Source organism: Xanthomonas sp. LMG 12462 (assembly GCF_009192885.1).
Taxonomy (GTDB): Bacteria; Pseudomonadota; Gammaproteobacteria; order Xanthomonadales; family Xanthomonadaceae; genus Xanthomonas_A; species Xanthomonas_A sontii.
Genome location: NZ_NMPP01000077.1, coordinates 23,129 through 49,408 on the forward strand (window position 1 = coordinate 23,129; position 26,280 = coordinate 49,408).

Sequence of the window (26,280 nt, forward strand, 5' to 3'; positions counted from 1 at the left end):
GCCACTGACTGCTTGGACCTTGGAGATTCCATTCTTCATAGTCGTGATCTCTTCGCTGACGGCGCTTAGGGCGAGGTCGAGACGGAAACGGTCGCGCTGGCTGACCAGCCAAAATCCGGATCGGCCAGAATCCAGTACGTTCCGGCTTCCGGCAGCGTCAGGTTCAAGCTGGCTGCTGTGGTTGGGTTGGTGGTGCCGATCGCGTAACCACGACGCCGGTCACTGGGCTTGAATACGCGGTAGACGACGCGGCCACCCGCAGGTTGCGTGGCTTGCGCGGCAACCTGCAGGGTGACCTTCTCCCCTTGGGATCCGGCGAAGGTCAGCAAGCCATCCTGGCCACGGCGCGAGAGCTCAACGTGAGCCGCCACACCGCGTTGCAGGTCAGCTCCCACATTGGAGGACAACGTTGCAGTGAACTGCATGGTCTGTCCGTTCGTGTAAGGCTGCACCAAGATGCTGTAGTCGCCGGCAACGCTGTTGTAGAAATCGATGTCGCAGCCACCGTCATTGACATAGCAGTAGGACGTGTCGGCGACGCTGGTGCCATTGGGTGCATAGGCGTACACCCGCACGTAGCTGCCTTCGTTCAGGCTCAGGCCGCTGATGGCAAAGCCCAGGTGACTGCCGGCCGTCGCAGGGAACCGGAAGTGCGCCGATTGCCCTTGTTTGGTCGAGGCGAACTGAGTTGGCGAGCCATCCTGCACAAGCGGGTTCGCGCTCCCGGTGGACAAGGTCACCTGAGCGTTAGTGGTTGCGCCTGTGTCAGGGTCCACCCAAAGCCAGTAGGTCCCCGACTCCGGAAGGATCAGGTTGGTCGATCCCCCTGTCGTGGCTGCAATGACGTCGAGTTCGTAGGAGCGTCGGCGCTCACTGGGCTTGTAGATGCGATAGCGGACTGTCTTCGCCGCGGGAACGGTGGATTGGCCGGCGACAAGCAGTGCCACCGATTCCCCGGCATTGCCGGTGAAGGTCACGACCGCATCCTTGCCGCGACGATCCAGTTGCAGGTTCAGCGGCACGTCGCGTGCCAGTGCCGGGGCGGCGCTACTGCTCAAGCCAGCTTTGAATTGCATGGTCTGACCGGCTTCCGCGGCGGACACGATGATGCTGTATGTCCCGGCTACAGGGTTGTAGATATCGATGTCGCAACCACCGTCGGCCACATAACAATAGGATGTATCGGCGATGCTGTTCCCATTGGGTGCATATGCAGAGATCCGCACATGGTTGTTCGCGCTGACGGCCAGATCGCTGACAGCGAATCCCAGGTGTTGGCCTGCTGTCGCATTGAAGCGGAAATGCGCTGATTGTCCGGGCTGCGTGGAGGCGAACTGGGCCACCGCACCATCGCGCTCCATGCCACTGACGGTACCGGTGGACAAGGTGACGTGCGAGCGGCTGGTGGCGCCTTTGACCGGATCCGCCCAGATCCAATAGGTTCCCGTTTCCGGCAACACCATGTTCACCGATCCGCCTGTCTCGGCGTTGAAAGAGTAAATGTAGTAGCCGGACCGGCGATCGCCTGGCTTGAAGACCCGATAGGTCACCTGGCGATCTCCAGGCACGGTCGTCTGGCCAGCGACCAGGAAAGCGAGATTCTCGCCCTGGGTGCCGTTGAACGTCATCAAGCCATCCTGGCCGCGGCGCGTCAGATCGAGCACAGCCGGAACATCGCGCTCCAGGGCGACACCCGCGCTGGACGAGAGCGTCGCATTGAACTGCATCGCCTGATCGCCGTGCTCGGGCACGACCATGACGCTGTAGGTGCCGGTGACGGGGTTATAGATGTCGATGTCGCAGCCGCCATCGGCGACATAACAGTACGAGTCGTCCTGGATGTTGTTGCCATTCGGCGCATAGGCGTAAATGCGCACCAGCGTTCCACTGCTCACCACCAGGTCGCTCAGGCCGAAGCCGAGGTGCTGGCCGGCTGTTGCGTTGAAGCGGAAGTAGGCGGTCTGACCAGGCAGGACAGTCTCCACTCCTACCGAGCCGCCGTTCTGGTTCAGCCCGCCGGCTGTACCGCTGGAAAGCGTGATCTGTGCACTTACGGCAGCACCGTAGTCGGGATCGGCCCATATCCAGTAGGTACCGGTCTCGGGCAGCGACATATTGACCGCCCCCCCGTTCTGGGGAAAGACTTCGGCAACGTGGTAGCCACGCCGGCGTTCGCTCGGCTTGAAGATCCGGTAGCGCACCGTATTGCCAGCAGGAGCGCTTGCTTGACCGGCGATCTGCAAACCGACGGTGTCACCTTGATTACCGCTGAAGGTCAGCATTCCATCCTGGCCCCGCCGCGAAAGCTGCAGCATGGCGGGGGTGTCCAGCGCCAGCTCAGCGGGAGCACTGCTGGACAGCGTAGCGGTGAACTGTATGCGCTGCCCAGCCACCGATGGCACGACCACCACGCTATAGCTGCCGGCGACAGGGTTGTAGATATCCACGTCGCAGCCACCGCGCTCCACGTAGCAGTACGAGTCGTCCTCGATGCTGTTGCCGTTCGGCCCATAGGCGTAGATCCGCACATAGGTTCCGTCGGAGACGCTCAGGTCGCTGACCGCAAAGCCCATGTGCTGCCCGGCGATCGCGTTGAAACTATAGTGGGCCGTCTGCCCTGGTTGGTCGGCGGCGAATGCCACAGACGCGCCATCCCGCACCAATCCGCTGGTGGTTCCCGTGGACAAGGTGATCCTCGCCGCCGCGGCTGCGCCAAACTGAGGATCGGCATATACCCAATACTCGCCATTCTCCGGCAATCGAATGTTGAGGGCGCCGCCGGTCTCCGGCGCGATGCTCGCGATGTGATAGCTGCTGCGGCGTTCGCTGGGCTTGTAGACCCGGTAGGTCACGGTCCTACCCGCGGGCAGGCTCGACTGGCCGGCGATCTGCAGCGCCACCGTTTCGCCGGCGAGCCCATTGAAGGTCATCAGCGCGTCCTGGCCACGCCGGTCCAGGCTCAGATTGAAGGGAACATCGCGGGACAGCGTCGCGCGCAACGCAGAGGACAGCGTCGCCCTGAACTTCATCGTCTGCGTGCTGCTCACCGGCCGCATCACGATGCTGTAGGTACCGCTGACCGGGTTGTAGAGCTGGACGTCGCAGCCGCCGTTGCTCACGTAGCAGTACGTCTCGTTTCCAACGCTGGCGCCGCTCGGCGTATAGGCGTAGATGCGTACGTAAGTGCCACTGTTCACGCTCAAGTGGCTGATGCCGAACCCGAGATGTTTACCGGCAACCGCGTTGATGGCGAAGGACACGTCCTTGCCTGCGGCGCCCTCATACTCGCCGATGCTGCCATCCAGTTCCATTTGCCCCAGCACGCCCGCCTCGAGAGTCAGCGTCGCGGTCGTGGTCGCACCGTTCTCGGGGTCGACGAAGATCTGATATGTCCCGGCGACGCTGGTGTCGATCAGCAGGGTCTTGTCGCCTGCGGCGTAGCCGGAAGTGACGGTCACACCATCAGGACGGAGTGCACGGAAGTACACGCCGGCGGCGGACGGCTGCGTGGTCTGGCCGGTGATCTTGAGTGCGATGACTTCATTTGCAGCGGCGGTGAATGCCAGGCGCGCATTTTTTCCATGGCGCGGCAAGTTCAGAGAGGTCGGGGTTGCCCTGGCCATGTTCATGGCGACATCACGGGAGACCGTGGCGTCGAACTGCATGGTCTGCGCCGGATCCAGCGGCACCACCTCCACGCCGTGCACGCCGCCCTCCAGCGAAGACAGATTGAGATCGCAGCCAGCATTGGCTGCATGGCAGGTGGTATTGGCCAGCAGCATGCCGTTGGGGCGGTATACGTTCACGGCCGCGCCGCTGCCGTTGGCGATCGTCAGGCCGCTGATGCCCAGGCCAAGGGAGTCGCCGGACGATGCCGTGATCTGGAAGTAGGCTGCCTCACCCGCACGTGCTGCGACGTGTGTCGATGTGGCGCCGTCGATGACGGGACTTCCCTCGTTGCCACGCAGCAGCACCTCCGTGGCGAGTGTTTCACCGTATCCGGCATCGACGAAGACCTCATAGGTCCCTGTAACCGGGAGTGCGAGGTTCAACACCAGCCCGCTCGAAGCTGCGACGGACTTCCAGAGCGTGCCGTCCGGACGGTTGACGCGGTAATAGACGCTGCGGCCGGAAGGAAGGGTGGCCTGTCCGGCGACCAGCAGGCCAAGCACTTCGCCCGCGGTTCCGGTGAAGCGCAGCCTGGCGTTCTGGCCTGCACGCGCAAGGGAAAGAGCCAGTGGCGTACCGCGCGCCAGGGTGTGTTGCGCATCGGTCGATAGAACCGCCTGGAACGCAAGAAGGCGGGTTCCAGAAGCGGCGGGGGTGATTAGAACCGCATGTCTACCCGTATTCAATGCGGAAAGATTGAGACTGCATCCATTGTTCGCTTGCGTGCACTGCTGGAAACCCGCCTGGCCTCCATCTGGCCCCTGCACGGTCACCGTCGCCGAACCCCACGCCGGAGGCCCAGTCTTTTCCGCCAATCCCATGCCAAGCGGCAACCCCTTGCTTGCATCGAACACCAGCCGGCGACTCTGCCCTGCGATGCTGGTGCTCACATCCTGAGCGGCGCCGTCGATGTTCAGGACGGCGGATCGCTCGAGTTGCAACTTCCACGTCAGCGGGCCTGCCTTGGGGGTCAACACCAGCAGATGGGTGCCGGCCGACTTCAGTGCGGGCATATGGAAGCTCGGCGCATTGGCCGAGACCGTCCCCACGGCGAGGCGCTTGTTGCCGATGCCATAAAGGGCATAGTTCAGTTCGCTGGCCAGCTCGGAGAACTGCGCACTGATGTAGTCGCCGCCTTGCGCGTCGAACAGGATCGCCACGCTTTGCCCCGCGGACGCCGTCGAAAGATCGTTAAGTTGCCCGTCGACGGCCAGGCGCTTGGCCGTAGCAATGGCCTCGTCGTCGATTCCCGCAGGCACGACAAGCACGTCGTCTGCGCTGACAGCGCTGCCGTAGGGTGTCGTGACCCGGATCCGGCCACTACTCGCGCCACCAGGAACTTCGGCATGCAAGGTCGTGTTACTGGCCTGGCCAAGGACCAGTGGCGCCAGGCCGAGGCGCGCGCTGGTCTGCCCATCGAGCGGCAGCAGCGACTGTCCGCTGATGGTCAGTGCAGCGCCGACCGAGGCGATGTGCGGGCTGACGGCGGTGATGAGCGGCGCGCGCGGCTGGGCGTCGACCACGAACGGGACGTCGCTGCTGGCCGTTTGATTGCCCACGGCAACGGTCAACACGCCCGTGGTGGCGGCGGATGGGACGATGGTGGTCAGGCTGCTGGTGCTGGCGGCCACCACGTCGGCGACCACCCCATTGAAGCGAACGACGTTCTGCGCCGCGGTTGCACTGAAGCCCTGCCCTTTCAGCGTGACCCTTTCGCCGGTGCCGCCGTGGCGCGGGGTGAAATCGAAAATGGCGAGCGCACCCGATGGCAGACGCTGCACGCGCGTGATGTTGCCCAAGCCATCGTAGTGGTAGCGGGCGGTATCCCCGACGTCATTGGTGACCGCGATCAGCCGCCCGTTGGCGTCATAGACATAAGCGGCGGCCAACGCCGACTCGCTGCCCACGAGCAGCGCGACGAACCCGGCTATGCGTAGCCCGATGCGGCGCGCAAGGCCGAGATCGGCGGCGGAAATCCCGAGAAGCGAATAGAGCCAACCTGCACGCCGTACGACGCGGTCTTGCGGAACGTCCATATCCTTTGGCCCCATCTGCTTGTGCGCACTGTTGAGCATCAGCACGTAGGCCAGCTTGCGTGGCCAGGCATGCCTTCCGTTGGCAGTCTTTCAGCTTCATCATTTGTTGCATAATGCGATCGTGCATGTCAAGCAATGACACAAAACAGCGACGGAGCGCACACACAGCATGAAAACACGACATTTTCTTGTCATTTCCGCTGCGGTTTTCGCCACCATTGGATTGACGGGATGCGAACGTGGCGCGCGCGTTGCGGCAGCACAGGGCGACGCCGACAGGATCGCGCTAGGGCGCGACCTCTTCCTCGATCGAAACTTGAGCGCGGATGGCGCAGTCAGTTGTGCGGACTGCCATATCCCAGCGAAATCGTTCACCGATGGCCGTAAGGTCTCGCTCGGCGTGCTCGGCAATGCAGGCACACGCAACGCGCCTGATCTGGCCGATGCCGGCATCTACTCCGCGCTGTTCTGGGACGGCCGCGAGCACGATCTCAGGGTCGTGGCGCTGCAGGCATTCACCAATCCGCGGGAGATGGGGTTGGCGGATGCGGAGATGCTGCTGGCGCGCATCAACGCGCAGCCGCGCTATGCCAAGTATGCGAATGGACATCGGCTAGACCGATCGGCGGTAGCGGACGGTCTAACGCATTACCTGCGCTCCTTGCCACGCCAGCCGACGCGTTACGACCGAAGCATCGACGAACCGTCGCTACTTGATGCAAACGAGCGTGCCGGCCTCGCACTCTTCACTGGCAAGGCGGCCTGTGCGGAGTGCCACCAGCTTGCCGGCAGTCCAGTTACCTTGACCGACCAGAAGTTCCATCATGCCGGCGTCGGTTTTGAACAGATCGCCGGCGATGTCACTGCGCTGCTGGAACGGTTGGAGCAGGCCAGGCGCACGAATCAGCCACTGGGCGCATTGGTGTTGTCCGATCGAGAGGTCGCCGAATCGGGGCGCTTCGCGGCGACGCGCAAGCCAGCCGACCTGGGAGCGTTCCGCACTCCCAGCTTGCGCAATGTCGCGCTTACCGCGCCGTACATGCACGATGGAAGTGTGGCCACGCTGGACAAGGCGGTGGAGCGCGAAATCTACTACCGCAGCCTTGGACGCGGTCGGGCCGTGAACCTGACGGTGACCGAACAGAGGCAACTGACAGCCTTCTTGCGCGCCCTCTCCACCGAGGATCAGCTTGCCGGCCCCGGTGCGGAAACATCGATATCGCGGGTACCCAGCAAGGAGCCGCCCAGACTGACTTCTAGCAGGTAGCGCCCCGGTTCCCATTCCCTGCGATCCTTTGGGTTCAGAGTCAAGGTGGCGCGCCGGTCGGTGACGGCGCCGGACCCTGTGGACACCACCTGGCCGGTCGCCAGGTTGATGAATCGCGCTTCGATCGGGCCGGCATCTGTCGGCGGAGCCGAATTCAATGTGACCTCGATGGTCAGCGCGTCCAGCACAGTGATCGGCTGCGCAAGAACGCCATCCGGCGCTTTGTTGCTACCAACTGTCAGCGACTGCAGCGAGATGGAAGCAGCTACCGGCTGTGCGTGCGGCTTGCCGGCGCGATCGCAGGCAACTGCCGCAACCAGTATCAGAAACAGTATAGGGAGAGTCCGTGTCTTCATCGAGCACTATGCCTTTCCATGACTGAGCTGGCTCGAGTATGGCACTGCGGACGCCAGTATACGATGGCGGGGAACCATGCGAGGACATGCTCATCACCCACCGGCTTTGATCCGGCGCCCCCGATTCGCCGTTCGTCGCTTCTCAATGCCGGTAGGCGTCGGCCACAAAGTCGATGAACATGGCCGCCGCTGCGACCGCTAGCTGGGCGTGGCGCTGCACGCCGCGATGTCCAAATGATCACGAGACTCGTAGGCTAGGCCACTCTTTTATATCAGCCAAACCTGCTAATTCGGGTAGCGTGACAGGTCTTGAAGCAAGTGCCTCAGCAGCTGCCAATTCGCGACTTGTGTCATCCCAGGCGTACTTGGCTCGCCAGTTCCTTGTGGGGCGATAGAAGTTATCTTGCCCTAGATCGATGAAGCCAGTTGAAAGCAGATAGGAGCCTAGCTTTGGGTTTTGTACCGATTGGACGTATATCGCATCCCAAGGAACAAGTTGATCGGCCAAGTCCAGGAAGCACTTAAACCAGCCATTTCCGCGTAGCTTTGGCGCGAGAAAGACGCTGGCAACGTCCAAGGTCGTTGCGCCCCTTCCAACAAGTGGAAGTGACCAGCATGTTGATCGACGAATATACAGGTTGTAGCCTCGCTTTCTAAGATCAATGCAGCGCGAAATTTTTCCATCATCTACGAGCTGCACCCATGCAAAGAACTGCAGCTCAACGGAAGGAAGACGACGAATAGCCGTTTCGTTTTTCCAAGTATCATCCGATACATTAATCACTTCGCCCCCCGCAACTGTATTACTGTGAAGTATCGTTCAGTCCCCTAGCATTACGCTCGGACGCCCCAGCAGTCGTGGATCAACAACTCCAAGGCAGCATCACCATCACGCCGATCCGGTCCTCATTTTCGCACAGGAACGCCGCGTGACGAAGCTGGCTACCTCGTATGGAACGATCACCTCGTGGGCCTTGTTGGGCCAATGCAAGCAACCCGAATGTACACGCGTGCTGGCGTACGAAAGAAAGCTTGAGATCAGCGCGGAAGCGTTGATTCAAGCTCTGTATATCATGATGTTTTTCCCGCCTGTAGTCGCCACAGGCGCGATAGTCCTGCGTCGCCCGGAAGGCGTTTTTCTTTAAAGCAAGCGATGTCACCGAATGTATAGGGCATGGAACATTCCTATCGCTCGTAAGGTAATAGCATGTCCCGTCAGGGTGATCTTATCCAGCGGCTGCGAGGCGTGCCCCTATGACCTGATAGCCCAGAGGCCCAATAGGCGGACCTCGATACGGAAACAAAGCCGAAGCCATTCAGCGTATCCACTTGTTCATGCTAAGACAGTGTCAAGGAATGTGGCTTTAGGCTGGCGATTGTTCGATCTTTACGATTAGAGAGGCCGCCTTTAACGCTACGCCGAGATCCCATACTGCCACATCAATGGGGCGACGACCTCCCAGGTAACTGCAAGGTTGCCCCAACCACCAAGTCTGAGCCCAACCGTTGTCCAACTAGGCTTTGAGCCATCATCCGAACATAAATATGGGCGCAACTAGCCCCTTATGGGCTCCGCGCTAGAGCCTTATGCGCACTGAAATAGCGCCTTTGGGGTGTTCTCACACTGCCCACCTAAAAAAAATGCGGAGGAAAACTCACCCGCACTTCGAATACCCACAATTCAAACAAGTCGCACACCCGTCCATGATGACCAGCGCCTTGGTGTTGCACTTGTGGCACATCGTGGCCGACGGCGGAAAACTCGCGCCGTCGCCGGTGACGGCGATGTCCTCTTCGTGGTCGGCGGTGGAGTCGGCGGACAGCGCACCCTCATCCGCCCTGCGGGCACCTTCTCCCGCAGGAGAAGGAACCGCCTTGCTCACTTCACTGTTTTTTTTTGAGCGTTCTTCGTACTGCTTGCGCTTCTCGGCGATCAGCGCGCGTTGATGGTCGCTCATCTCCGGGTCGTGCAGCAGGCCGATCGACTTCATGTGTTCTTCGACGATGCTGCCCAGTTCGGCGACCAGCGACGGCATGTACACGCCACCGGCCTTGAAATAGCCGCCCTTGGGGTCGAACACGGCCTTCATCTCGTCGACCAGGAAGGTGACGTCGCCACCCTTGCGGAACACGGCGGACATGATGCGGGTCAGCGCCACGATCCACTGGAAGTGCTCCATGGACTTGGAGTTGACGAAGATTTCGAACGGGCGGCGCAGTTCGTGCTCGGTGCCGGCATTGAGCACGATGTCGTTGAGGGTCACGTACATGGCGTGTTCCACCAACGGCGACTTGATCTTGTAGGTGCTGCCGATCAGCACGTCCGGGCGCTCGATGCGCTCGTGCATGTGGATGATGTTGTCGGCAGGCGCTTCGGCCTCGGCGGTGGCACGGTCGATCGACGAGGCGGGCACCGCGGCGGCGGCGTCGCGCGCCTTGTCCTCGGGGGTGACGACGGCGTAGCCCTTGATTTTCTGGTCGATCTTGATGGCCATGAGGCGTGCGTTCCTGGAAGGCGGAGCGGGACGGGCGTGGGCCCGGCCTCTCTCCCGCGCACGGGAGAGAGGGTGCGACGGGACGGCTTACTTCTTGGCGCGGGTGGCCGCGGCCTTCTTGCCGGCGGCCTTGCGCACGGCGGTCTTCTTCACGGCGGCGCTCTTCTTGGCGACCTTGGCGGTGCTCTTCTTGACCGCCTTGGCGACCTTCTTCACCGCTTTCTTGGCGACGGCCTTCTTCGCTGCAACCTTCTTCGCCGCTTTCTTCACTGCCTTCTTGGCAACGGCCTTCTTGGCGGCGACCTTCTTGACCGCCTTCTTCGGCGCGGCCTTCTTGGCGGTCACTTTCTTGGCCGGAGCCTTCTTCGCAACGGCCTTCTTGGCAGCGGCCTTCTTCGCCGGCGCCTTCTTCGCAGCCGCCTTCTTGGCGGTCTTCTTGCCGCCCTTGGTCAGCGCGGCCGCTTCGGCCTGGGCGCTGGCCTTGGCCGCTTCCAGCTTCTTGCGCGCGCTGGCGACGGTCTTCTTGACGGCCTTGCCGGCCTTCTCGGCGCGCTTGGCCACTGCCTTCTCGGCCTTCTTCACCGCCTTGCGGGTCTTGGCGACCTGGTCCTGCACGCGCTTCTGCACGGTCTCGGCGGTCTGCTTGACCGTGGCGACGGCCTCGCTGGCGGTGGCGGCGATGGTCTCGCCGACGTTGGTGGCGGTTTCTTTCACGTTCTCGGCGACCTGCGTCAGCGTCGCCGTGACGCCATTCCCATTGCTCATAAAACCCTCCTCAGGGTGTCAGTGTTTATGTCACGCGGGCGATGCTATACCGATTGCAGCGAAGCGGGGAGCCGGAAACGGCGACATTCGGCGGACGGTGGGGAAGCGTTGGGGAAGCGCGGCGTGCCGCGCTCCAGGGCTTCCACCGCCGCCCTCCCCTCCGCCGGCGCGAAGGGGAGACGGGACGGCGTCAGAACTTGCCGTAATACCCTTCTTTCAGCGCATCGAACAGGTTGGCGGCGGTGTGCATCTCGCCGTCGTATTCGATCTGTTCGTTACCCTTGACCTCGACCACGCTGCCGTCTTCCAGCTCGAAGCGGTAGGTGGTGTTCTCCAGGTCCGCTTCCTTCACCAGCACGCCCTGGAAGGCGGCCGGGTTGAAGCGGAACGTGGTGCAGCCCTTCAGCCCCTGCTGGTGGGCGTAGCGGTAGATGTCCTTGAACTGCTCGTAGGGATAGTCGGTGGGGACGTTGGCGGTCTTGGAGATGGAGCTGTCCACCCACTTCTGCGCGGCGGCCTGCACGTCCACGTGTTCCTTGGGGTGGATGTCGTCGGCGGCGATGAAGTACTCCGGCAGGCGCGCGGCGGCGTCCTCGGCGAACGGCATCGCCTTGGCGTTGACCAGGTGGCGGTAGGCCAGCAGTTCGAAGGAGAACACGTCCACCTTCTCCTTGCTCTTCTTGCCCTCGCGGATCACGTTGCGGCTGTAGTGGTGGGCGAAGCTCGGCTCGATGCCGTTGGAGGCATTGTTGGCCAGACTCAGCGAAATGGTGCCGGTGGGGGCGATGGAGCTGTGGTGGGTGAAGCGCGCGCCCACCTCGGCCAGTTCCTCGACCAGCGCCGGCGCCACCTCGGCGATGCGCTGCATGTAGCGGCTGTACCTGGCGTGCAGCAGCCGGCCCTCGATGCGCTCACCGACGCGCCAGCCATCGCGCACCATCTCCGGGCGCTGCCGCAGCATCGCCGCGGTGACCTCGAAGGTCTCCTGCATGATCGGCGCCGGGCCCTTCTCCTTGGCCAGCGACAGCGCGGTCTCCCAGCCGGCCACGGCCATCTCGCGGGCGATGGACTCGGTGAACTCGCACGACTCGGCGCTGCCGTACTTCATGCGCAGCATGGTTATGGTCGAGCCCAGGCCGAGGAAGCCCATGCCGTGGCGGCGCTTGCGCATGATCTCGTCGCGCTGCTGCTGCAGCGGCAGGCCGTTGACCTCGACCACGTTGTCGAGCATGCGGGTGAACACCCGCACCACTTCCTTGTATTCCTCCCAGTCGAAGCGGGCGCGCTCGGTGAACGGCTCGCGCACGAAGGTGGTGAGGTTGATCGAGCCGAGCAGGCAGGCGCCGTAGGGCGGCAGCGGCTGCTCGCCGCAATTGTGGGCGTGCAGACCGTTGCCGTCGAAGGTGTTGATGCCGGGGACCTGCACGTCGTAGACGTCTTCGATGCCATCGGCGGCCACCGACTGCACGGTCGCCACGAAACGCTCGCGGTTCAACTGGCGGCGATAGCCGGACAGCAGCGCCTTGAGGCGGTTGGCCTTGGCGGTGTCGGCAAAGCCCACCCGTTGGGCGAAGGCATCGAGGTTGTCGCCGCTGACGACCAGTTCGTGCTGCGCCTTGGTGGCGTAGGCACGCGTGCCGCCGTGCCCGTCGGGGAGCAACGCGGTGCCGGCGGGACGCCGGTCGCGATAGATCTGCGAGGCGATGCCCAGCCGCAACAGCATGCGCTGCGCTGCCTCCAGCCGCGCCAGGTCGGACTGTGCCAGGCGCACGCTGACGCCCTTCTCCTGGCTGCCCTGCACCGAGCCGTCGGTGTCGAACAGGCCGCGCAGGAAGCCGCGATGGAAATCGCTGGAGGTCTTCTCGACGGCCGGGGTGATCGCCTTGTCGCCCGGACGCAGGCCCAGCTCCAGCGCCAGATCGCGCAAGGCGGCCGACTTCAGGCGGTACTCGCCACGGTCGCGCACCTCGCTCCAGCCGGCGAAGTCGGCACGGTGCGGCAGGCTGCGCGCGCAGCGCAGGGCTTCGTCCATCAGCGCCACCGGCGCCTGCGGCGCTGCATTGACGGCGGCGGCCTGCGACCAGACAGACAACACGGCGGCGTCCTGCTTGAGCGTGCCGTCGCCCACCAGCATGCCGAGGAGGACACCTTCCTCATAGCTGCGCGCGCCGCCCCACTCCGCACCGGCACGGTGATTGTTGAGCAGCACCCGGTCGCCTGCGACCAGTTGGTCCGCCTGGCACCATTGGGTGTCCAACGACCAACGGGTCTGGCGCACCACGCGCCGCACGCGGTGGTCCGCGGTCAGGCGCAGCGCGTAACCTTCCTGCGTCTGCAGTCGTACCACCTGCTTGTGCGCGGTCTTGAAGAAACCCTCCGCACCGGTGGCATGGTCGCCGCCATCGACCCGCGCCAGGAACGGCGTTCCCAGCAGATCGGCGACCTGACGCGGCCCCTCGGCGGTCTGCACCCAGGTGTCGGCGGTCACGCAGGGATTGGTCGCGCGGATGTTCTCGCACCACCAGTTGTTGTTCATTTCGTTGACGCGGTCGATCAGGATGAAGCCTGGCTCGGCGTAGTCGTAGGTGGAGACCATGATCATGTCCCACAGGTGGCGGGCGCGGATGTGCCCGTACACCTTGCACGCGACCAGGCCGTCGTCGCGCACGATGTAGTCCTTGTGCGTGGGCCAGTCGCGCCAGACCACGGCGCTGGCGTCGGCCAGGTCGACGTCGGCCTCTTCCTTGCGGTTCACCGGGAATACGAGCGGCCAGTCGGCGTCCTGCTCCACCGCCTGCATGAAGCCGTCGGTGATCAGCAGCGACAGGTTGAACTGGCGCAGGCGCCCGTCCTCGCGCTTGGCACGGATGAAGTCCTTCACGTCCGGGTGGGACACGTCGAAGGTGCCCATCTGCGCGCCGCGGCGGCCGCCGGCCGAGGACACGGTGAAGCACATCTTGTCGAAGATATCCATGAACGACATCGGCCCGGAGGTGTAGGCGCCGGCGCCGGCCACGAACGCGCCGCGCGGGCGCAGCGTGCTGAACTCGTAGCCGATGCCGCAGCCGGCCTTGAGGGTCAGCCCGGCCTCGTGGACCTTCTCCAGGATGCCGTCCATCGAGTCGGTGATGGTGCCCGACACGGTGCAGTTGATGGTGCTGGTGGCCGGCTTGTGTTCCTGCGCGCCGGCATTGGAGGTGATGCGCCCGGCCGGGATCGCGCCGCGGCGCAGCGCCCAGGCGAAGCGCTCGAACCAGTAGGCTCGCTGCTCCTCGCCGGTCTCGGCATCGGCCAGCGCCCGCGCCACGCGCAGGTAGGTGCCGTCGATGTCGGCATCCAGCGGATCGCCCTGCTTGGTCTTGAGCCGATACTTCTTGTCCCAGATGTCCTGCGACGCCGGCTGCATCGGGATGGGGTCGTGCTTGGATCCGGTATGGACGACTTCCAGGCGCACCGTACTCATTCTGCTGTGTTCTCCTCGAACCTGTCCCGATGGGACGGATGGGTGGTCATCCGCCGTGTGTCTTGTCTCTATCGCACTTGCGCTGCACGGCAGCGACGGCCGCGGCAGCGCACACGGCGCCTGCCCTCGACCGATCAAAAATCCCCTGATTCCGCGACGTCCCCTGTCACCGTCCCGTCATGCACCGCCGAGCGCGCCCCTGGATGTGAAGCCCTGGTGAAGAAAACCCTAGTTCTAGTGCCGTACCGAATCGATACCGCTACATGTAGTGGCTAATGCAAGCGTGAACGCTAACGCCGGGCAGGCCGACTGTCAACGTCGTCGCGCGCCGATCACGTAACGTCAGCGGATGTGCACGCGGGGTGCCGTGGCGGCCTTGCGCAGGTGCCGTCGGAACGCTTTCACTGGCGGTTAAACGCCGCGCGTTCATCTTGATTTACGCGCACGCGCGCCCATCTGCCCCACGTCTCCCGCGTTCCCCGGAAACCGACCTCATGCGACCGCTGCCCACGCTGCTGACCCTGACCGCCGCCGCTGCCTTCGGCGGTTTCGCCGCCACCGCCATCAATGCGCAACTGGACAACCGCGCCGAGGCCGCGCCGGTCGCGGCGCCGCCGCTGTCCGGGGCCGCGCGCCTGCCGTCCGCGGTGGCCGGCGAGCCGCTGCCGTCGCTGGCGCCGATGCTGCAGAAGGTGATGCCGGCGGTGGTGAGCATCAACACCAAGCAGGTGGTGCGGGTGCGCAATCCGTTCTTCAACGACCCGATCCTGCGCCGCCTGTTCCCGGACATCCCGCAGGAGCGCATCAACGAATCGCTGGGTTCGGGCGTGATCATCGATGCGAAGAACGGCTACGTGCTGACCAACCACCACGTGGTGGAGAACGCCGACGACGTGCAGGTGACCCTGGCCGACGGGCGCAGCTTCAAGGCCGAGTTCATGGGCTCGGACGCGGACACCGACATCGCGCTGATCCGGATCAAGGCCGACAACCTCACCGAGATCCGCCTGGGCGACAGCGACAAGCTGCGCGTGGGCGATTTCGTCGCGGCCATCGGCAACCCGTTCGGCTTCACCCAGACCGTCACCTCCGGCATCGTCTCGGCGATGGGCCGCAATGGCATCCGCGGCCTGGGCTACCAGAACTTCATCCAGACCGACGCCTCGATCAACCCCGGCAACTCCGGCGGCGCACTGGTGGACCTGCGCGGCGAATTGGTCGGCATCAACACCGCCAGCTTCAACCCGCAGGGCAGCATGGCCGGCAACATCGGCCTGGGCCTGGCGATCCCGTCGAACCTGGCGCGCGCAGTGGTCGACCAGTTGATCAAGAACAACGGGGTGATGATCCGCGGCACCTTCGGCATCGAGACGCAGAACCTGACCACGCAGATGGCGCAGGGCCTGGGCCTGTCGGCGCCGCGCGGGGCGTTGGTGACGCGGGTGCTGGCCGGCTCGGCGGCCGCGGCCGCCGGGCTGCAGCCGGGCGATGTGATCACCGGCGCCAACGGCGAGCGCCTGGACAGTGCCGAGGCGCTGCACAACTACGAGGGTCTGCAGCCAGTGGGCAGCACGGTCACCCTGGACGTGCGCCGCGACGGCAAGCCGCTGCAGCTCAAGGCCACGCTCAAGGAACAGCCGCGCGCGATCAGCGGCGAGTCGCTGGACCCGCGGCTGAGCGGCGCCACCTTCGCTGACCTGCCCGAATCGCTGCGCCAGTCCGGCATCTCCGGCGTGCTGATCGGCAACGTGGCGCGGGGCAGCCGTGCGGCGCGCAACGGCCTGGCCAGCGGCGACATCGTGGTGGCCGCCTCGGTCGGCGAATTCGCCGATCTGGCCAGCTACCGCGCCAATTTCGCGCGCAAGCCGGCGCAACTGGTGCTGCGCGTGGTGCGCGGCGGCGCCCAGGCCGACCTGGTCATGCAGTGAGCCGGCGCGCTCAGTCCAGGCGCGCGGCGTAGTCGTCGCGCACGTGCTGGTTCAAGTAGGTGGTGAGACCGCGCCCGGCGGCGGCCAGGCGCTGCATCTCCATGACCTGGAGCAGGCCGGGATGCTGGCGGTCATAGCGGTAGGTGGCGCCGTCGGCGAAGCGCAGCACGATCCAGTCCGGGCCGCTGTCGTAGGCGACCACCCCGGCATGGCCGCTCCGGTTGCCGTACGTGTGCATTGCGGTTCCTCCGGGACTTGGCCGATCGCGGGCGAGCGCCGGCACTATGGCGTGCTGCCTGCGGCGACGAGCTAACACCCCGTACACCCCGCCGATGGTATTGGTGTCGCCCCGTTCTGCGCAGCGTCCGCATCGGCGGACGGCAGGCCCCCAAACCCCAGAGGAGACATGCCCATGAATGCCAGCCCGACCAATACCGAGAACCTCAAGGACAACCTGAGCGAAGCCGGCGCGCACCTGAAGTCCGCGGCCAGCTACGCCGGCGACGCGATCAAGGGCGCTGCCGGTGCCGCCGGCGAAGAACTGAAGCTGGGCAAGGCCAACGTCAAGGCCGAGCTGTCCGACAGCGCGCTGTCCGGGTTGGCGGCGGCCGAGTTCGGCGGTGCGGCGGCGAAGGAGCAGGTGGACGTGCTGCTGGACAAGGGCCGCGACCTGATCGACAGCGCGGCCGAACTGATACGCGAGCGTCCGCTGGCCTCGTTTGGCGTGGCCTTCGCCACCGGCTGGATCATCGCCAAGCTGGCGCGCAGCGGCGGCGACAAGTAAGCCGCGCGTGAGCGAGGAGCAGGCCCGCACCGACGGCGCCGCGGCAGACGCCGCGGCCGCACCGTCGCTGGAGGAATCCTTCCGCGCGCTCGGCACGGCCGGGCGCGAAGGACTCAATGCCACCCTGGACACCGGCCGCGCGCTGCGCAAGCTGGTGGCCGCGGACTTCGCCCTGGCCCGCGCCGCACTGGCGCGGGCGCTGGTGTGGCTGACCGTGTCGGTGGCGTTCGGCGCCTCGGCCTGGATGCTGCTGATGGGCGCGATGATCGCCCTGCTGCAGCGCATGGGCTGGTCGTGGCTGGCGTCGATCTCGGCGACCGCGGCCTTCAGCCTGGTGGTCACCGCGCTCGGTGCCTGGCAGGCGCTGCGTTACTTCGACATGAGCAAGCTCGACGCCACCCGCCGCCAGTTGGCCAAGCTGGGCATCGGCGGCGACGACGAGGACGGCGACGAGAATGTCGCCAAGCGCGAGGCCACGCCATGACCCTGCGGCAATTGCAGCACCGCATCGCCCGCGCCGAAGCGGTGCTGGAGGGACGCCAGGAGCAGGTGCGCACGCACTGGACGACCTTGCAGCAGGTCTGGCGCGAAGGCTGGACACCATGGCGGATCGTGATCGTCGGCCTCGGCACCGGCTTCCTGGTCGGCCGCGCCGAACCGGCGGCGGTGGTCGGCAAGCTCGGTGGCGCGCGCTGGCTGCAGATGCTCAGCGCGCTCTCCAGCCTGATCAACGCCACCACCGCCAAGAGCGCGTCCGATGACGCCGAGCGCGCCTCCGACGATGCCGAGGAAGCGGCGGACACCGCACAGGATGCGGCCGTGGATGCCGACACCCAGACCCCGCCTCCCGTTGCACCCGTTCCCCCATCCGCGGTCCGCCCACAGCCGCCGCGGCCGCCGATGGCCTCGCGCCCCGGGCAACCCGCCGCGGCCGAAGCGGCCACCGACCTGTCCGAGCGCCAGGGCAAGGACTGACGTTCCTGGGATCGGCGCGTGGCTGGCCTGGGCCGCCACGCCGCGCGCACGCGGCGGCCACGCCGCCTTGATATCGCGCCGGCCACGATCCGGCCTACACTTCGCTTCCTTTTCGACGCCGTTCGGCGCGTGCACTGCGACGCGCGCCGCGGCCACCGCATCGCAGGTCCGATGAGCACAGTTCCCGATCCCGCGGTCGTCGCCGACGACGCCCCGCACGGCCCCCTGCCGCCGCCGCCCGCTCCGCGCCCGCGCGGACCGGTCTCGCTGGTGGTGCTGGCCACCCTGGCAGTCTGCTACACCCTGTGGGCCGCGCAGGACGTGATCCTGCCGATCCTGCTCGCCGCCTTCTTCGCCCTGGTCGGCAACCCGATCCTGCGCATGCTGCAACGGCTGTACCTACCGCGCTTCCTGGCCGCGCTGCTGGTGCTGCTGTCGGGCATGGCGGTAGCGACGACGCTGACCGTGCAACTGGCCGGCCCCGCCGCCGAGTGGGCGCAGCAGGCGCCGGCACAGCTGCGCCATCTGGCCACCCAGGTGCGCGACCTGACCAAGCCGATGCAGCAGGCCAACCAGGCCGCAGAGAACTTCGCCCGCGCCGCCGGCGGCGAGAGCGGACGCCGCGTGCAGGTGATCCGCACGCAGATGGACGATCCGTACAAGGCGCTGGTGCGGACCCCGCGGGTGGCCGCCTCGGCGCTGGCGGTGGTGTTGCTGACGTTCTTCTTCATGGTGTTCGGCGAGAACCTGCAGCGCCATGCGATCGCGCTGCTGCCCAGCCGCCAGCAACAGAAATTCACTACCGAGATCCTGCGCTCGATCGAACGCGAGGTCTCGCGCTACGTCCTGACCATCACCGTGATCAATACGCTGGTCGGCCTGATCTTCGCCGGCATTCTGATCCTGCTGGGCATTCCGCCACAGGAAGCGCTGCTGTGGGGCACGGTGGTGGCGCTGCTGAATTTCGCACCCTACGTGGGGCCGCTGATCGGCGCGGTGCTGATGCTGCTGATGGGCTTCGTCGCCTTCCGCGAACCGCTGAGCGCGGCGCTGCCGGCGATCCTGTACCTGGCGCTGCATACCCTGGAAGGCCAGGTGGTGACGCCGATCGTGCTCGGCCGGCGCATGGCGATCTCGCCGCTGATGCTGATCCTGGCGTTGATGCTGTTCGGCTGGCTGTGGGGCATGATCGGCCTGCTGCTGGCGGTGCCGCTGCTGGTGTGCATCAAGATGGTGCTGGCGCGGGTCGAAGGCATGCAGCGTTGGGCGCGGTTGCTGGAGTGAGGCCGGGATTGGGGAGTCGGGATTGGGGATTGGCGGAAGCGCGCGAGTGCTGTCTACCGGGCCCGGCCCGCGGCGGCGGCGGCGCTTGGCGTAAAATGCGCCGGTGACTTCCATGCCCTCCTTCCCCGTCCGCGCGATCACGCTGGATCTGGACGACACCCTGTGGCCGTTCGCACCGATCGGTACGCGCATCGAGCAGGTGCTGCACGACTGGCTGCTGCAGCACAGCCCGGCCACCGCCGCGCGCTTCCCGGTCGCGGCGATGCGGCAGTTGCGCGAAGCGGTGTTCGCCGCGCATCCGCACCTGCACCACGACCTCAGCGAACTGCGTCGGCTGACCCTGCGCCGTGCGCTGCAGGACAGCGGCGCCGATGAAGCGTTGCTGGAACCTGCGTATGCGGTGTTCCATGCCGCGCGCAATCAGGTGGAGTGCTACCCGGACAGCATCGCCGCGCTGGAGCGCATCGCCGCGCGCGTGCCGGTGGTGGCGCTGAGCAACGGCAACGCCGACCTGGCCACGATCGGCCTGGACCACCATTTCGCCTTCCAGCTCAGCGCCCGCGAACACGGCGCGGCCAAGCCGGACCCGGGCATCTTCCGCGCCGCCTGCGCGCGCCTGGGCCTGCCCTGCGCACAGGTGCTGCACGTGGGCGACCACATCGAGATCGACGTGGTCGGTGCGATGCAGGCCGGCCTGCGCGGTTGCTGGATCAACCGCGAGGCGCAGGCCTGGCATCCGCCGACCCCGCCCGATCTGCACTTCGACACCCTCACCGGCCTGGCCGACTGGCTGGACGCGACCCAGCCGGCCGACGCGGCGCGCGCCTGATCCGCGCCCTCTCGCCTACCGGTCTTCTCCCTCTTCCAAGGATCCGCTGATGTCCCTGCCGACCGGCTTCACCGACGCCTCCACCCATGCGCTGCCGCTGTACGTGCTCGACCGCGAGCACCTGGCCGAATGGCGCGCGGCGCAATCGCCGGCGTGGGTGGCGTGGATGGACACCCAGCAGTTCATGGCCGCGCCGGGCAGCGTGCTGCTGCTGCCGGGTGCCGACGGCGTGGCCGCGGCGTTGCTGGGCGTTGGCGATCGCGGCGATGCATATGCCTACGCGCATGCGCCGTTCGCGCTGCCGGCCGGCAGCACCTGGCGCGTGGACAGCGCGCTGGACGCCGACACGCTGGCGACCCTGCACCTGGGCTGGGGCCTGGGCAGCTACCGCTTCGCCCGCTACAAGCAACCGCCGCGGCTGCCGGCACAGTTGCTGGCCACGCCGCAGGCCGAAGTGTGCGACCTGATCGCCGCCAGCCTGCGCGTGCGCGACTGGGTCAACACGCCGACCGAGCACATGGGGCCGGAGCAACTGGAAGAAGCCGCACGCGCGATCGCGCAGGAACACGGCGCGCAGTTCGAGAGCATCGTCGGCGACGCGCTGCTGGAGCAGAACTTCCCGGCGATCCACGCGGTCGGCCGCGCCTCGCACCGCGCGCCGCGCCTGCTGGTGCTGCGCTGGGGCGAGGAGGCGCATCCGCACGTGGCGCTGGTCGGCAAGGGCGTGTGCTTCGACACCGGCGGCCTGGACCTGAAGCCGGCCGACGGCATGCGCAACATGAAGAAGGACATGGGCGGCGCCGCACACGCGCTGGCGCTGGCCGGGCTGGTGATGGCGCAGCGCCTGCCGCTGCGGCTGACCGTGCTGTTGCCGGCGGTGGAGAACGCCGTCGGCCCGAACGCGTTCCGCCCGGGCGAGGTGATCGCCACCCGCCAGGGCACCAGCGTGGAGATCGACAACACCGACGCCGAAGGCCGCCTGGTGCTGTGCGATGCGCTGGCCTATGCCGGCGAGCAGCGCCCCGACGCGATCCTGGATTTCGCCACCCTGACCGGTGCGGCGCGCATCGCCCTGGGTCCGGATCTGCCGGCACTGTTCTGCAACGACGACACGCTGGCGCAGGCCTGGATCGCCGCCGGCGAGCGCACCCGCGACCCGGTCTGGCGCATGCCGCTGTGGCGTCCTTACCTGCGCTATCTCACCAGCTCGGTCGCCGACCTGGCCAACGCCGGCTCGCGCATGGCCGGTGCAGTCACCGCCGCCCTGTACCTGGAGCGTTTCGTGCCGGCACGGCAGGCCTGGGCGCACCTGGACGTGTACGCCTGGAACGACAGCGACCGCCCCGGCCGCCCGGCGGGTGGCGAAGCGCTGGCGCTGCGCTCGGCGTATGCCATGCTCAAGGCGCGTTACGCGGGGTAAATCCGGCAGGAGCGCGGCGCGCGACCTAGATCTTGTCGAGGACAGCACCTCGCGCCATTCGTTTCGAATTCCGAGGTGCGGAACCGGTCATGCCGCCAGCGCGTCCATCAAAGATTTAGCTGTCGACACGATCATAAGATCCGCGTTCTCGACCACATCTTCTTTTGTTCCATGGCCGAGGCTGAACAAATAGAGTTGCGCGCCTTCCCGACGCGCAAACTTCATTGCAGGGATGAAGTCACTGTCTGCCGTGACAAGTACGATGACTTCCACATGCTTTTTTAGAGTCAGGGCAGCGATATCCATGCCGATACGCATGTCCACGCCTTTTTGCTTGATGACCGGTTTCAGGTCCGAGCTTTTCAGCTTCAACGTGTCAGACCCGGCATCGTAGTTCCCCGCACTCTTCAGCGACTTGAACTTTGCCATCCAACCATCGTGGCTGCATTCGCCCTGACGAAGCGCAAAATGGGGAAGCTTGGCAACATCCCTCACCAAGGCCACGTTGGATTGGAACACAGGCGTCTTGTCGTACTCGATGACCTCGCCAGTGACAGGCTGCTCAACCGATCTTCCAAGTGGCGCAGCGTCGTAGTAGTAGACGCGATGCAGAAGGCAATCCTGAAGGCATTCGTGCTTGCGAATTGCCTCTACAAGTTGCTGTATGCGGTTGGCGGAAACTTCACCGCTCGACTTCAATTTTCTTTTGACGAATCCCGCATCCAGCAGGACGGCAAAGCGCCGATGCATGCCCATCTCCCTAGGCAATAAGATGGCCGGATGCAGGTGGGGGTCAAGCCCCGCTTATATGTCACCTGCAAACGGCCGGTTTTCGGTTCAAATACTGATACCAATCGACGGTACCGTCAAGTGAAACCCCTACCAGTGACGCCGGCAGTTTCAAATCAGGCGACATCATTGGTGGTGCAACCAAACCTCGGACATCCAGAGACAAGTAGCCACGACGTCGGACATCGTCCTTGTCTTACCGCCGTTGACAACAGGAACACAGCTGTCAACCCGCCAACGCCTCCAGCGAATCGCGCTCGATACCGGCGTAGATGGCGAACTCGTCGTGCACCGTCGCGCCCAGCGCCTGCTCGAACGCGGCGCGGTTGGCGTGCGCGGCGTAGGCGCGCTGTTCGCCGCCGCCGAGGTTGGACTGGAAGATGCCGGCGGCGCTGACCGGCAGGAAGTCCTCGTAGACGATCGGGTCGGCGCTGGCCAGGCCGTCGGCGATCAGCGCTTCGGCCGGCTTCCCGGCCAGGGCCGCAGCGCCGGCGGCGCGACCGGCATCGGTGAGGGCGTAGCGGAAATAGCCCAGGCCCTCGCGACGCAGGATGGCGTAGTCGTCGGGGAAATCGGCGAACGCGGCCTGCAGGCGCGTGGCGTAGTCGGCACCGGCGCTGCCGTCGGCGGCGCGTGCGCGTTCCAGCAGCGCGTCGTACAGCGCGCGGCCCTTCGGCGTCAGGGCCAGGCCGCGCTGCTCGATCTCGCCGAACCGCGCGGTGTGGGTGCCGGCCTCGGCGCCGTCCGCGCCGGCGGGGAAGCGTACGGTTTCCTCCAGGGCCTTGAAGCTGGTCTGGCGCAGCAGGATCGGGCAGGCGCGGCGCGGCGGGCCTTCGATCACCGCCTTGGCGTCGATGCCCCGGCGCAGCATTTCCGCCTGCGCCGCGTCGATGTCCAGGGTGCGCGGGGTCAGGTGGTTGATGTGCGGGCCATGGAAGCTGACCACGTCGGCGATCAACTTGTGCGCCTCGCTCAGCGCGCGGTAGGTCGGCAGGCTCACGGTGGCATCGCTGTGCCAGCGGAAGGTCTCCAGCGCCTCGGCGACGAAGCGCTGCGCGTCGGCGTCGGCCAGGCCGCCGTCGCGTTCGCACTGCGCGATCAACGCGAGCGCGCCGTCGGTGAAGATGCGCCGCTTGGCGAGGATCTGCGCCGCCTGCTCGCGCAGCGCCGGGTCCTCGATCAGCTCCAGCCGCAGCAGCGAGGTGAACACGCGGAACGGATTGCGCGCCAGCGCCGCCGCATCCAGCGGGCGGAACGCGGTGGAGTGCACCGGCACGCCGGCCACCGACAGGTCGTAATAACCGACCGGCGCCATGCCCATCACCGCGAACAGGCGGCGCAGCGTGGCCAGTTCCTCGGCGGTGCCGACGCGGATCGCGCCGTGCCGCTCCTGGTCCAGGCGCGCGCGTTCGTCGTTGCGCTGCAGCTGCGCCTCCAGTGCCGGGTCCGCGGCCAGGGTCTGCGCATTGACCTGCGCCACCAGCTCCATCAGCGTGCCGTACAACGGCACCTCGGTGCGGTACATGTCGGACATGGCCTGCGCGAACAGGCTGCGGATAGCGTCGGGCGAAACGAAGGCGTTGGTCATCGGGCGGTCCGGAGCGGCGGTGGCGCCGGCAGCAGGACCGGCAGAACGCCTATTCTCGCGCCGCGGCGCCGGCGCGGCCAGTGTGGATGAATGGGCGGCGCGTACCGGTGCGGCACGCGAGTGGCCGGCACCGCTGTCTCCTTCTCCCGCCGGGAGAAGGTGCTCCGCAGGGGCGGATGAGGGTCCGGGCGCAGCCTCGTGCACCCAAACTGCCTGGGGCGCTGCGCGCCCCGACCCTCACCCCAACCCCTCTCCCGGGGGGAGAGGGGCTCGTGCGCGCTGAAGTGGATGCATAACGTCGCCTGCGTGCCGTGCAGGCAACGGGAGGTTCGCGCAACGACATGGGCGAACGTGCAGGCGGCCGCTCTGTGTCGTTGTGCTCCCCCGCGCTTATTGCGTGCGCGTGGATCCGTCCTGGGGCTGCGTCGCAGCGCGGTCGCGGGTGGCGCGGTCGCCCAGCTGCCGGCGCAACAGCGCGTCCAGCACGATCGGCCGATCCCAGTGGTCGTAGCTGGCGACGATGGCATGGCGCAGCGCGCGGTAGGCCAGCGAACCGGGCGGCGCGTCCATGTCGCTCGCCACCGCTGCCCAGCCGGCCGGAACGCCGGCCGCGGTGCGTGCGCGCACCACCTCGCGGTAAGGCCGTCCCGCGGCCTTGGCCAGGAACGCGGCGACATAGACATCGCGCGGCGGCCAGCGCCGATCGCGCAGCAGCACCTCGGCATAGCCGCGCGGCATCTGCGCGTAGCGCACGACCTCGTCGAGGAAACTGTCGGGGTAGCGCGCGGCGTAGCGGTCGATGTCCAGCAACTGCCGATCGATCCAGGCATCGTCGGTACCGGGCACCTCGGCCGGTGCCGTTTCCCCGCTCTCGGAGGCAGGGGCGCGCGCGGGCGTCCCCTGCGCCATGGCCGGGCCGGCAGCCAACAGGGCGGCGCTCAGTAACAGACCGGCAGGAGACGGAAGCGGAGGCATGCGTCGATTCTGCCGGAGGCAGTGGGCGCTGTCAGTGCGGCAAGGCAGGACGACAGCCGGCGGGTACGCACAGCGCAGGCTCGGCGGTGTCGCGGCTGAAGCCCCTCCTACGCGACAAGGCCAGAGGCCGGTGATGCCAACGCCGCAGGGCGAGGGATCCACTCAACCGCGCTGCAGGCTCGCCGCATGCCGGTTGAGTTCGGCCACCGCCTGCGGCCAGTCCGCGGCCGCGGCCACTTCGCGCAGGCGCGGTTCGTCGGCCGACAGCCCGTGCTCGGCCTCGTGCGCCCAGGTGGTGGTGTACGGCGTATGGATGCCCCAGCCGCCGAGCGCGATCACCGGCTCCACGTCCGAGCGCAGCGAGTTGCCGATCATCACGAAGCGCTCGGCGCCGATACCGAACTCGGACAGCACCTTGGCGTAGGTCTTGGGATCCTTCTCCGACACCACCTCGATACGCGGGAACAGCTCGCCCAGGCCGGACTGCGCGATCTTGGCTTCCTGATGGAACAGGTCGCCCTTGGTGATCAGCACGATCTCGAACTCGGCGGCGATCGCCGCCACCGCCTCGCGCACGCCGGCGATCACCTCCACCGGATGCTGCAGCGTGGCGCGGCCGATCTCGACGATGCGCCCGATGTCGTGCGCGGAAATGCGCGCCTCGGTCAGCTCGATCGCCGCCTCGATCATCGACAGGGTCATGCCCTTCACGCCATACCCGAAGACCTTGAGATTGCGGCGCTCCACCGCCAGCAGATGCTGCAGGGTGCCGGCGTCCTGCAGGTCCAGGTACTGGCCGAGGATGGCTTCGAACGCGGCCTCGGCGTCGCGGTAATAATCCTCGCTCTTCCACAGGGTGTCGTCGCCGTCGAAGCCGACCAGGGCGATGGGAGAGGAACGCAAGGCGGTAGGTGTCGGCATCATCCGCCAAGCATAGCAGCGGGTCGCCGACCAATAGACGACAGGCACTGCCCTGACGCACAACGCACGACGGCGGCCCAAGGCCGCCGTCGTGGTGGAGCGTCAGCGTGCACCACGAGGTTCGTGGTACACCAGGGTCGGCCACGGCCAGGCGGCGCGCGTCCTCATCGCCGCGCGACCGCCGTGCCGGTACCGCTCCGGTTACTGGCCGCCGTTGCTGTCGCTGCCGGTCGCCGCGCCGCCCTGCTGCTTGGCGACGTAGGCCTTGTACTCGTCCGGGGTCAGCTTGCCGTCGTGGTTGGCGTCGGCCTGCGCGAAGATCTGGCTGAGGCCGGCGTTGACCTGCGCCTCCTGCTTGCTGATGGCGCCGTCCTTGTCGGCGTCCACGTCGGCCCAGGTCTGGGCGCCGCCGGAGGCCGCGCCGGCCTGCCCGCTCTGGCCCGTGGCGCTGGTGGACGACTGCGTCTGCGCCTGCGCGGCGGCATCGGCCTGCGCGTCCTGGGCGAACGCCGGCAGGGCCAGCGCGGCGGCGAGAAGGGCGGCGGTACCGATCAGCGGGGTGCGGGTGCGAATGTTCATGGGTGGATTCTCCTTGGCTCTCTCGGTGTGGCATGTCCGGTCGATTCCGGAACACGGCGCTACCGTGCCGGTCTCAGACTGAATCCATTCCCTGTCGAAATTCGCCGCAAAACGCTTCGTTAACCACGGCGTCCGCGCAGCACGTTACCGCGCTGGT

21 protein-coding genes are annotated in these 26,280 nt (G+C 66.2%); 9 read left to right on the forward strand and 12 right to left on the reverse strand.

Annotation, left to right across the window (positions count from 1 at the left end; translation table 11 throughout):
• Nucleotides 1-65 precede the first annotated feature (65 nt).
• Complete coding sequence (locus CEK69_RS16925; protein ID WP_226975206.1) at nucleotides 66-5,744, reverse strand: IPT/TIG domain-containing protein; 5,679 nt, start codon at nucleotides 5,742-5,744, stop codon at nucleotides 66-68.
• A gap of 130 nt (nucleotides 5,745-5,874) precedes the next feature.
• Here CEK69_RS16925 and CEK69_RS16930 point away from each other — a divergent pair, with 130 nt between their 5' ends.
• Nucleotides 5,875-6,972, forward strand: coding sequence for a cytochrome c peroxidase (locus CEK69_RS16930; protein WP_152246880.1), 1,098 nt, complete (start codon nucleotides 5,875-5,877; stop codon nucleotides 6,970-6,972).
• Here the strand turns inward: CEK69_RS16930 and CEK69_RS16935 are convergent.
• Together CEK69_RS16935 and CEK69_RS21120 are read right to left on the reverse strand one after the other, a co-directional pair.
• A complete protein-coding gene (locus tag CEK69_RS16935; RefSeq protein WP_152246882.1) occupies nucleotides 6,891-7,328 on the reverse strand; it encodes a hypothetical protein in 438 nt (145 codons plus the stop codon). The two genes, CEK69_RS16930 and CEK69_RS16935, sit on opposite strands and share 82 nt — an antisense overlap.
• Nucleotides 7,329-7,566: 238 nt before the next feature.
• A complete protein-coding gene (locus CEK69_RS21120; RefSeq protein ID WP_193314025.1) occupies nucleotides 7,567-8,112 on the reverse strand; it encodes a hypothetical protein in 546 nt (181 codons plus the stop codon).
• 145 nt (nucleotides 8,113-8,257) lie between these two features.
• Here CEK69_RS21120 and CEK69_RS16940 point away from each other — a divergent pair, with 145 nt between their 5' ends.
• Entirely contained in the window at nucleotides 8,258-8,473 is a 216-nt protein-coding gene (locus CEK69_RS16940; protein ID WP_152246885.1) for a hypothetical protein, read from the forward strand.
• 510 nt (nucleotides 8,474-8,983) lie between these two features.
• Here the strand turns inward: CEK69_RS16940 and CEK69_RS16945 are convergent.
• The 3 genes from CEK69_RS16945 to CEK69_RS16955 form a co-directional block, all read right to left on the reverse strand.
• Nucleotides 8,984-9,823: an NrdJb gene (locus CEK69_RS16945; RefSeq protein ID WP_152246887.1), complete on the reverse strand. Its 840-nt coding sequence runs from the start codon at nucleotides 9,821-9,823 to the stop codon at nucleotides 8,984-8,986.
• Nucleotides 9,824-9,910: 87 nt separating this feature from the next.
• Complete coding sequence (locus CEK69_RS16950; protein ID WP_017913189.1) at nucleotides 9,911-10,588, reverse strand: hypothetical protein; 678 nt, start codon at nucleotides 10,586-10,588, stop codon at nucleotides 9,911-9,913.
• A gap of 190 nt (nucleotides 10,589-10,778) precedes the next feature.
• Entirely contained in the window at nucleotides 10,779-14,051 is a 3,273-nt protein-coding gene (locus CEK69_RS16955) for an LAGLIDADG family homing endonuclease (RefSeq protein ID WP_152246888.1), read from the reverse strand.
• A gap of 494 nt (nucleotides 14,052-14,545) precedes the next feature.
• On the opposite strand from CEK69_RS16955, the gene CEK69_RS16960 reads away from it, so the two are divergent.
• Nucleotides 14,546-15,979 (forward strand): Do family serine endopeptidase, encoded by a 1,434-nt coding sequence (locus tag CEK69_RS16960; protein ID WP_017913191.1) that lies wholly within the window; start codon nucleotides 14,546-14,548, stop codon nucleotides 15,977-15,979.
• Nucleotides 15,980-15,989: 10 nt separating this feature from the next.
• Here the strand turns inward: CEK69_RS16960 and CEK69_RS16965 are convergent, their stop codons facing one another.
• On the reverse strand, nucleotides 15,990-16,217 hold the full coding sequence (locus CEK69_RS16965) for a hypothetical protein (RefSeq protein ID WP_152246890.1): 228 nt from the start codon (nucleotides 16,215-16,217) through the stop codon (nucleotides 15,990-15,992).
• Between the two features lie 174 nt (nucleotides 16,218-16,391).
• Between CEK69_RS16965 and CEK69_RS16970 the strand changes: the two genes are divergently transcribed.
• The 6 genes from CEK69_RS16970 (at nucleotide 16,392) to CEK69_RS16995 (ending at nucleotide 21,271) form a co-directional block, all read left to right on the forward strand.
• A complete protein-coding gene (locus CEK69_RS16970; protein WP_010340149.1) occupies nucleotides 16,392-16,763 on the forward strand; it encodes a hypothetical protein in 372 nt (123 codons plus the stop codon).
• Between the two features lie 7 nt (nucleotides 16,764-16,770).
• Nucleotides 16,771-17,247 carry a phage holin family protein gene (locus CEK69_RS16975; RefSeq protein WP_152246892.1) on the forward strand — a complete coding sequence of 159 codons (477 nt, stop codon included), beginning with the start codon at nucleotides 16,771-16,773 and terminating at the stop codon, nucleotides 17,245-17,247.
• Nucleotides 17,244-17,738 carry a hypothetical protein gene (locus tag CEK69_RS16980; RefSeq protein ID WP_152246894.1) on the forward strand — a complete coding sequence of 165 codons (495 nt, stop codon included), beginning with the start codon at nucleotides 17,244-17,246 and terminating at the stop codon, nucleotides 17,736-17,738. Before CEK69_RS16975 ends, CEK69_RS16980 begins: the two co-directional genes overlap by 4 nt.
• Nucleotides 17,739-17,909: 171 nt before the next feature.
• A complete protein-coding gene (locus tag CEK69_RS16985; protein ID WP_017910745.1) occupies nucleotides 17,910-19,022 on the forward strand; it encodes an AI-2E family transporter in 1,113 nt (370 codons plus the stop codon).
• 112 nt (nucleotides 19,023-19,134) lie between these two features.
• A complete protein-coding gene (locus tag CEK69_RS16990; protein ID WP_152246896.1) occupies nucleotides 19,135-19,851 on the forward strand; it encodes an HAD family hydrolase in 717 nt (238 codons plus the stop codon).
• A gap of 49 nt (nucleotides 19,852-19,900) precedes the next feature.
• Entirely contained in the window at nucleotides 19,901-21,271 is a 1,371-nt protein-coding gene (locus CEK69_RS16995; RefSeq protein ID WP_152246898.1) for a leucyl aminopeptidase family protein, read from the forward strand.
• An 87-nt stretch (nucleotides 21,272-21,358) separates the two neighbouring features.
• On the opposite strand, the gene CEK69_RS17000 is transcribed toward CEK69_RS16995, so the two are convergent.
• The 5 genes from CEK69_RS17000 to CEK69_RS17020 form a co-directional block, all read right to left on the reverse strand.
• Nucleotides 21,359-22,021 (reverse strand): NYN domain-containing protein, encoded by a 663-nt coding sequence (locus CEK69_RS17000; protein ID WP_026144719.1) that lies wholly within the window; start codon nucleotides 22,019-22,021, stop codon nucleotides 21,359-21,361.
• Between the two features lie 265 nt (nucleotides 22,022-22,286).
• A complete protein-coding gene (locus tag CEK69_RS17005; RefSeq protein ID WP_152246900.1) occupies nucleotides 22,287-23,648 on the reverse strand; it encodes a VOC family protein in 1,362 nt (453 codons plus the stop codon).
• A 390-nt stretch (nucleotides 23,649-24,038) separates the two neighbouring features.
• Complete coding sequence (locus CEK69_RS17010) at nucleotides 24,039-24,623, reverse strand: hypothetical protein (RefSeq protein WP_226975202.1); 585 nt, start codon at nucleotides 24,621-24,623, stop codon at nucleotides 24,039-24,041.
• Between the two features lie 162 nt (nucleotides 24,624-24,785).
• Nucleotides 24,786-25,544: an HAD family hydrolase gene (locus CEK69_RS17015; protein WP_152246902.1), complete on the reverse strand. Its 759-nt coding sequence runs from the start codon at nucleotides 25,542-25,544 to the stop codon at nucleotides 24,786-24,788.
• Nucleotides 25,545-25,745: 201 nt separating this feature from the next.
• Nucleotides 25,746-26,123 (reverse strand): hypothetical protein, encoded by a 378-nt coding sequence (locus CEK69_RS17020; protein ID WP_017910738.1) that lies wholly within the window; start codon nucleotides 26,121-26,123, stop codon nucleotides 25,746-25,748.
• Between the last annotated feature and the right edge of the window lie 157 nt (nucleotides 26,124-26,280).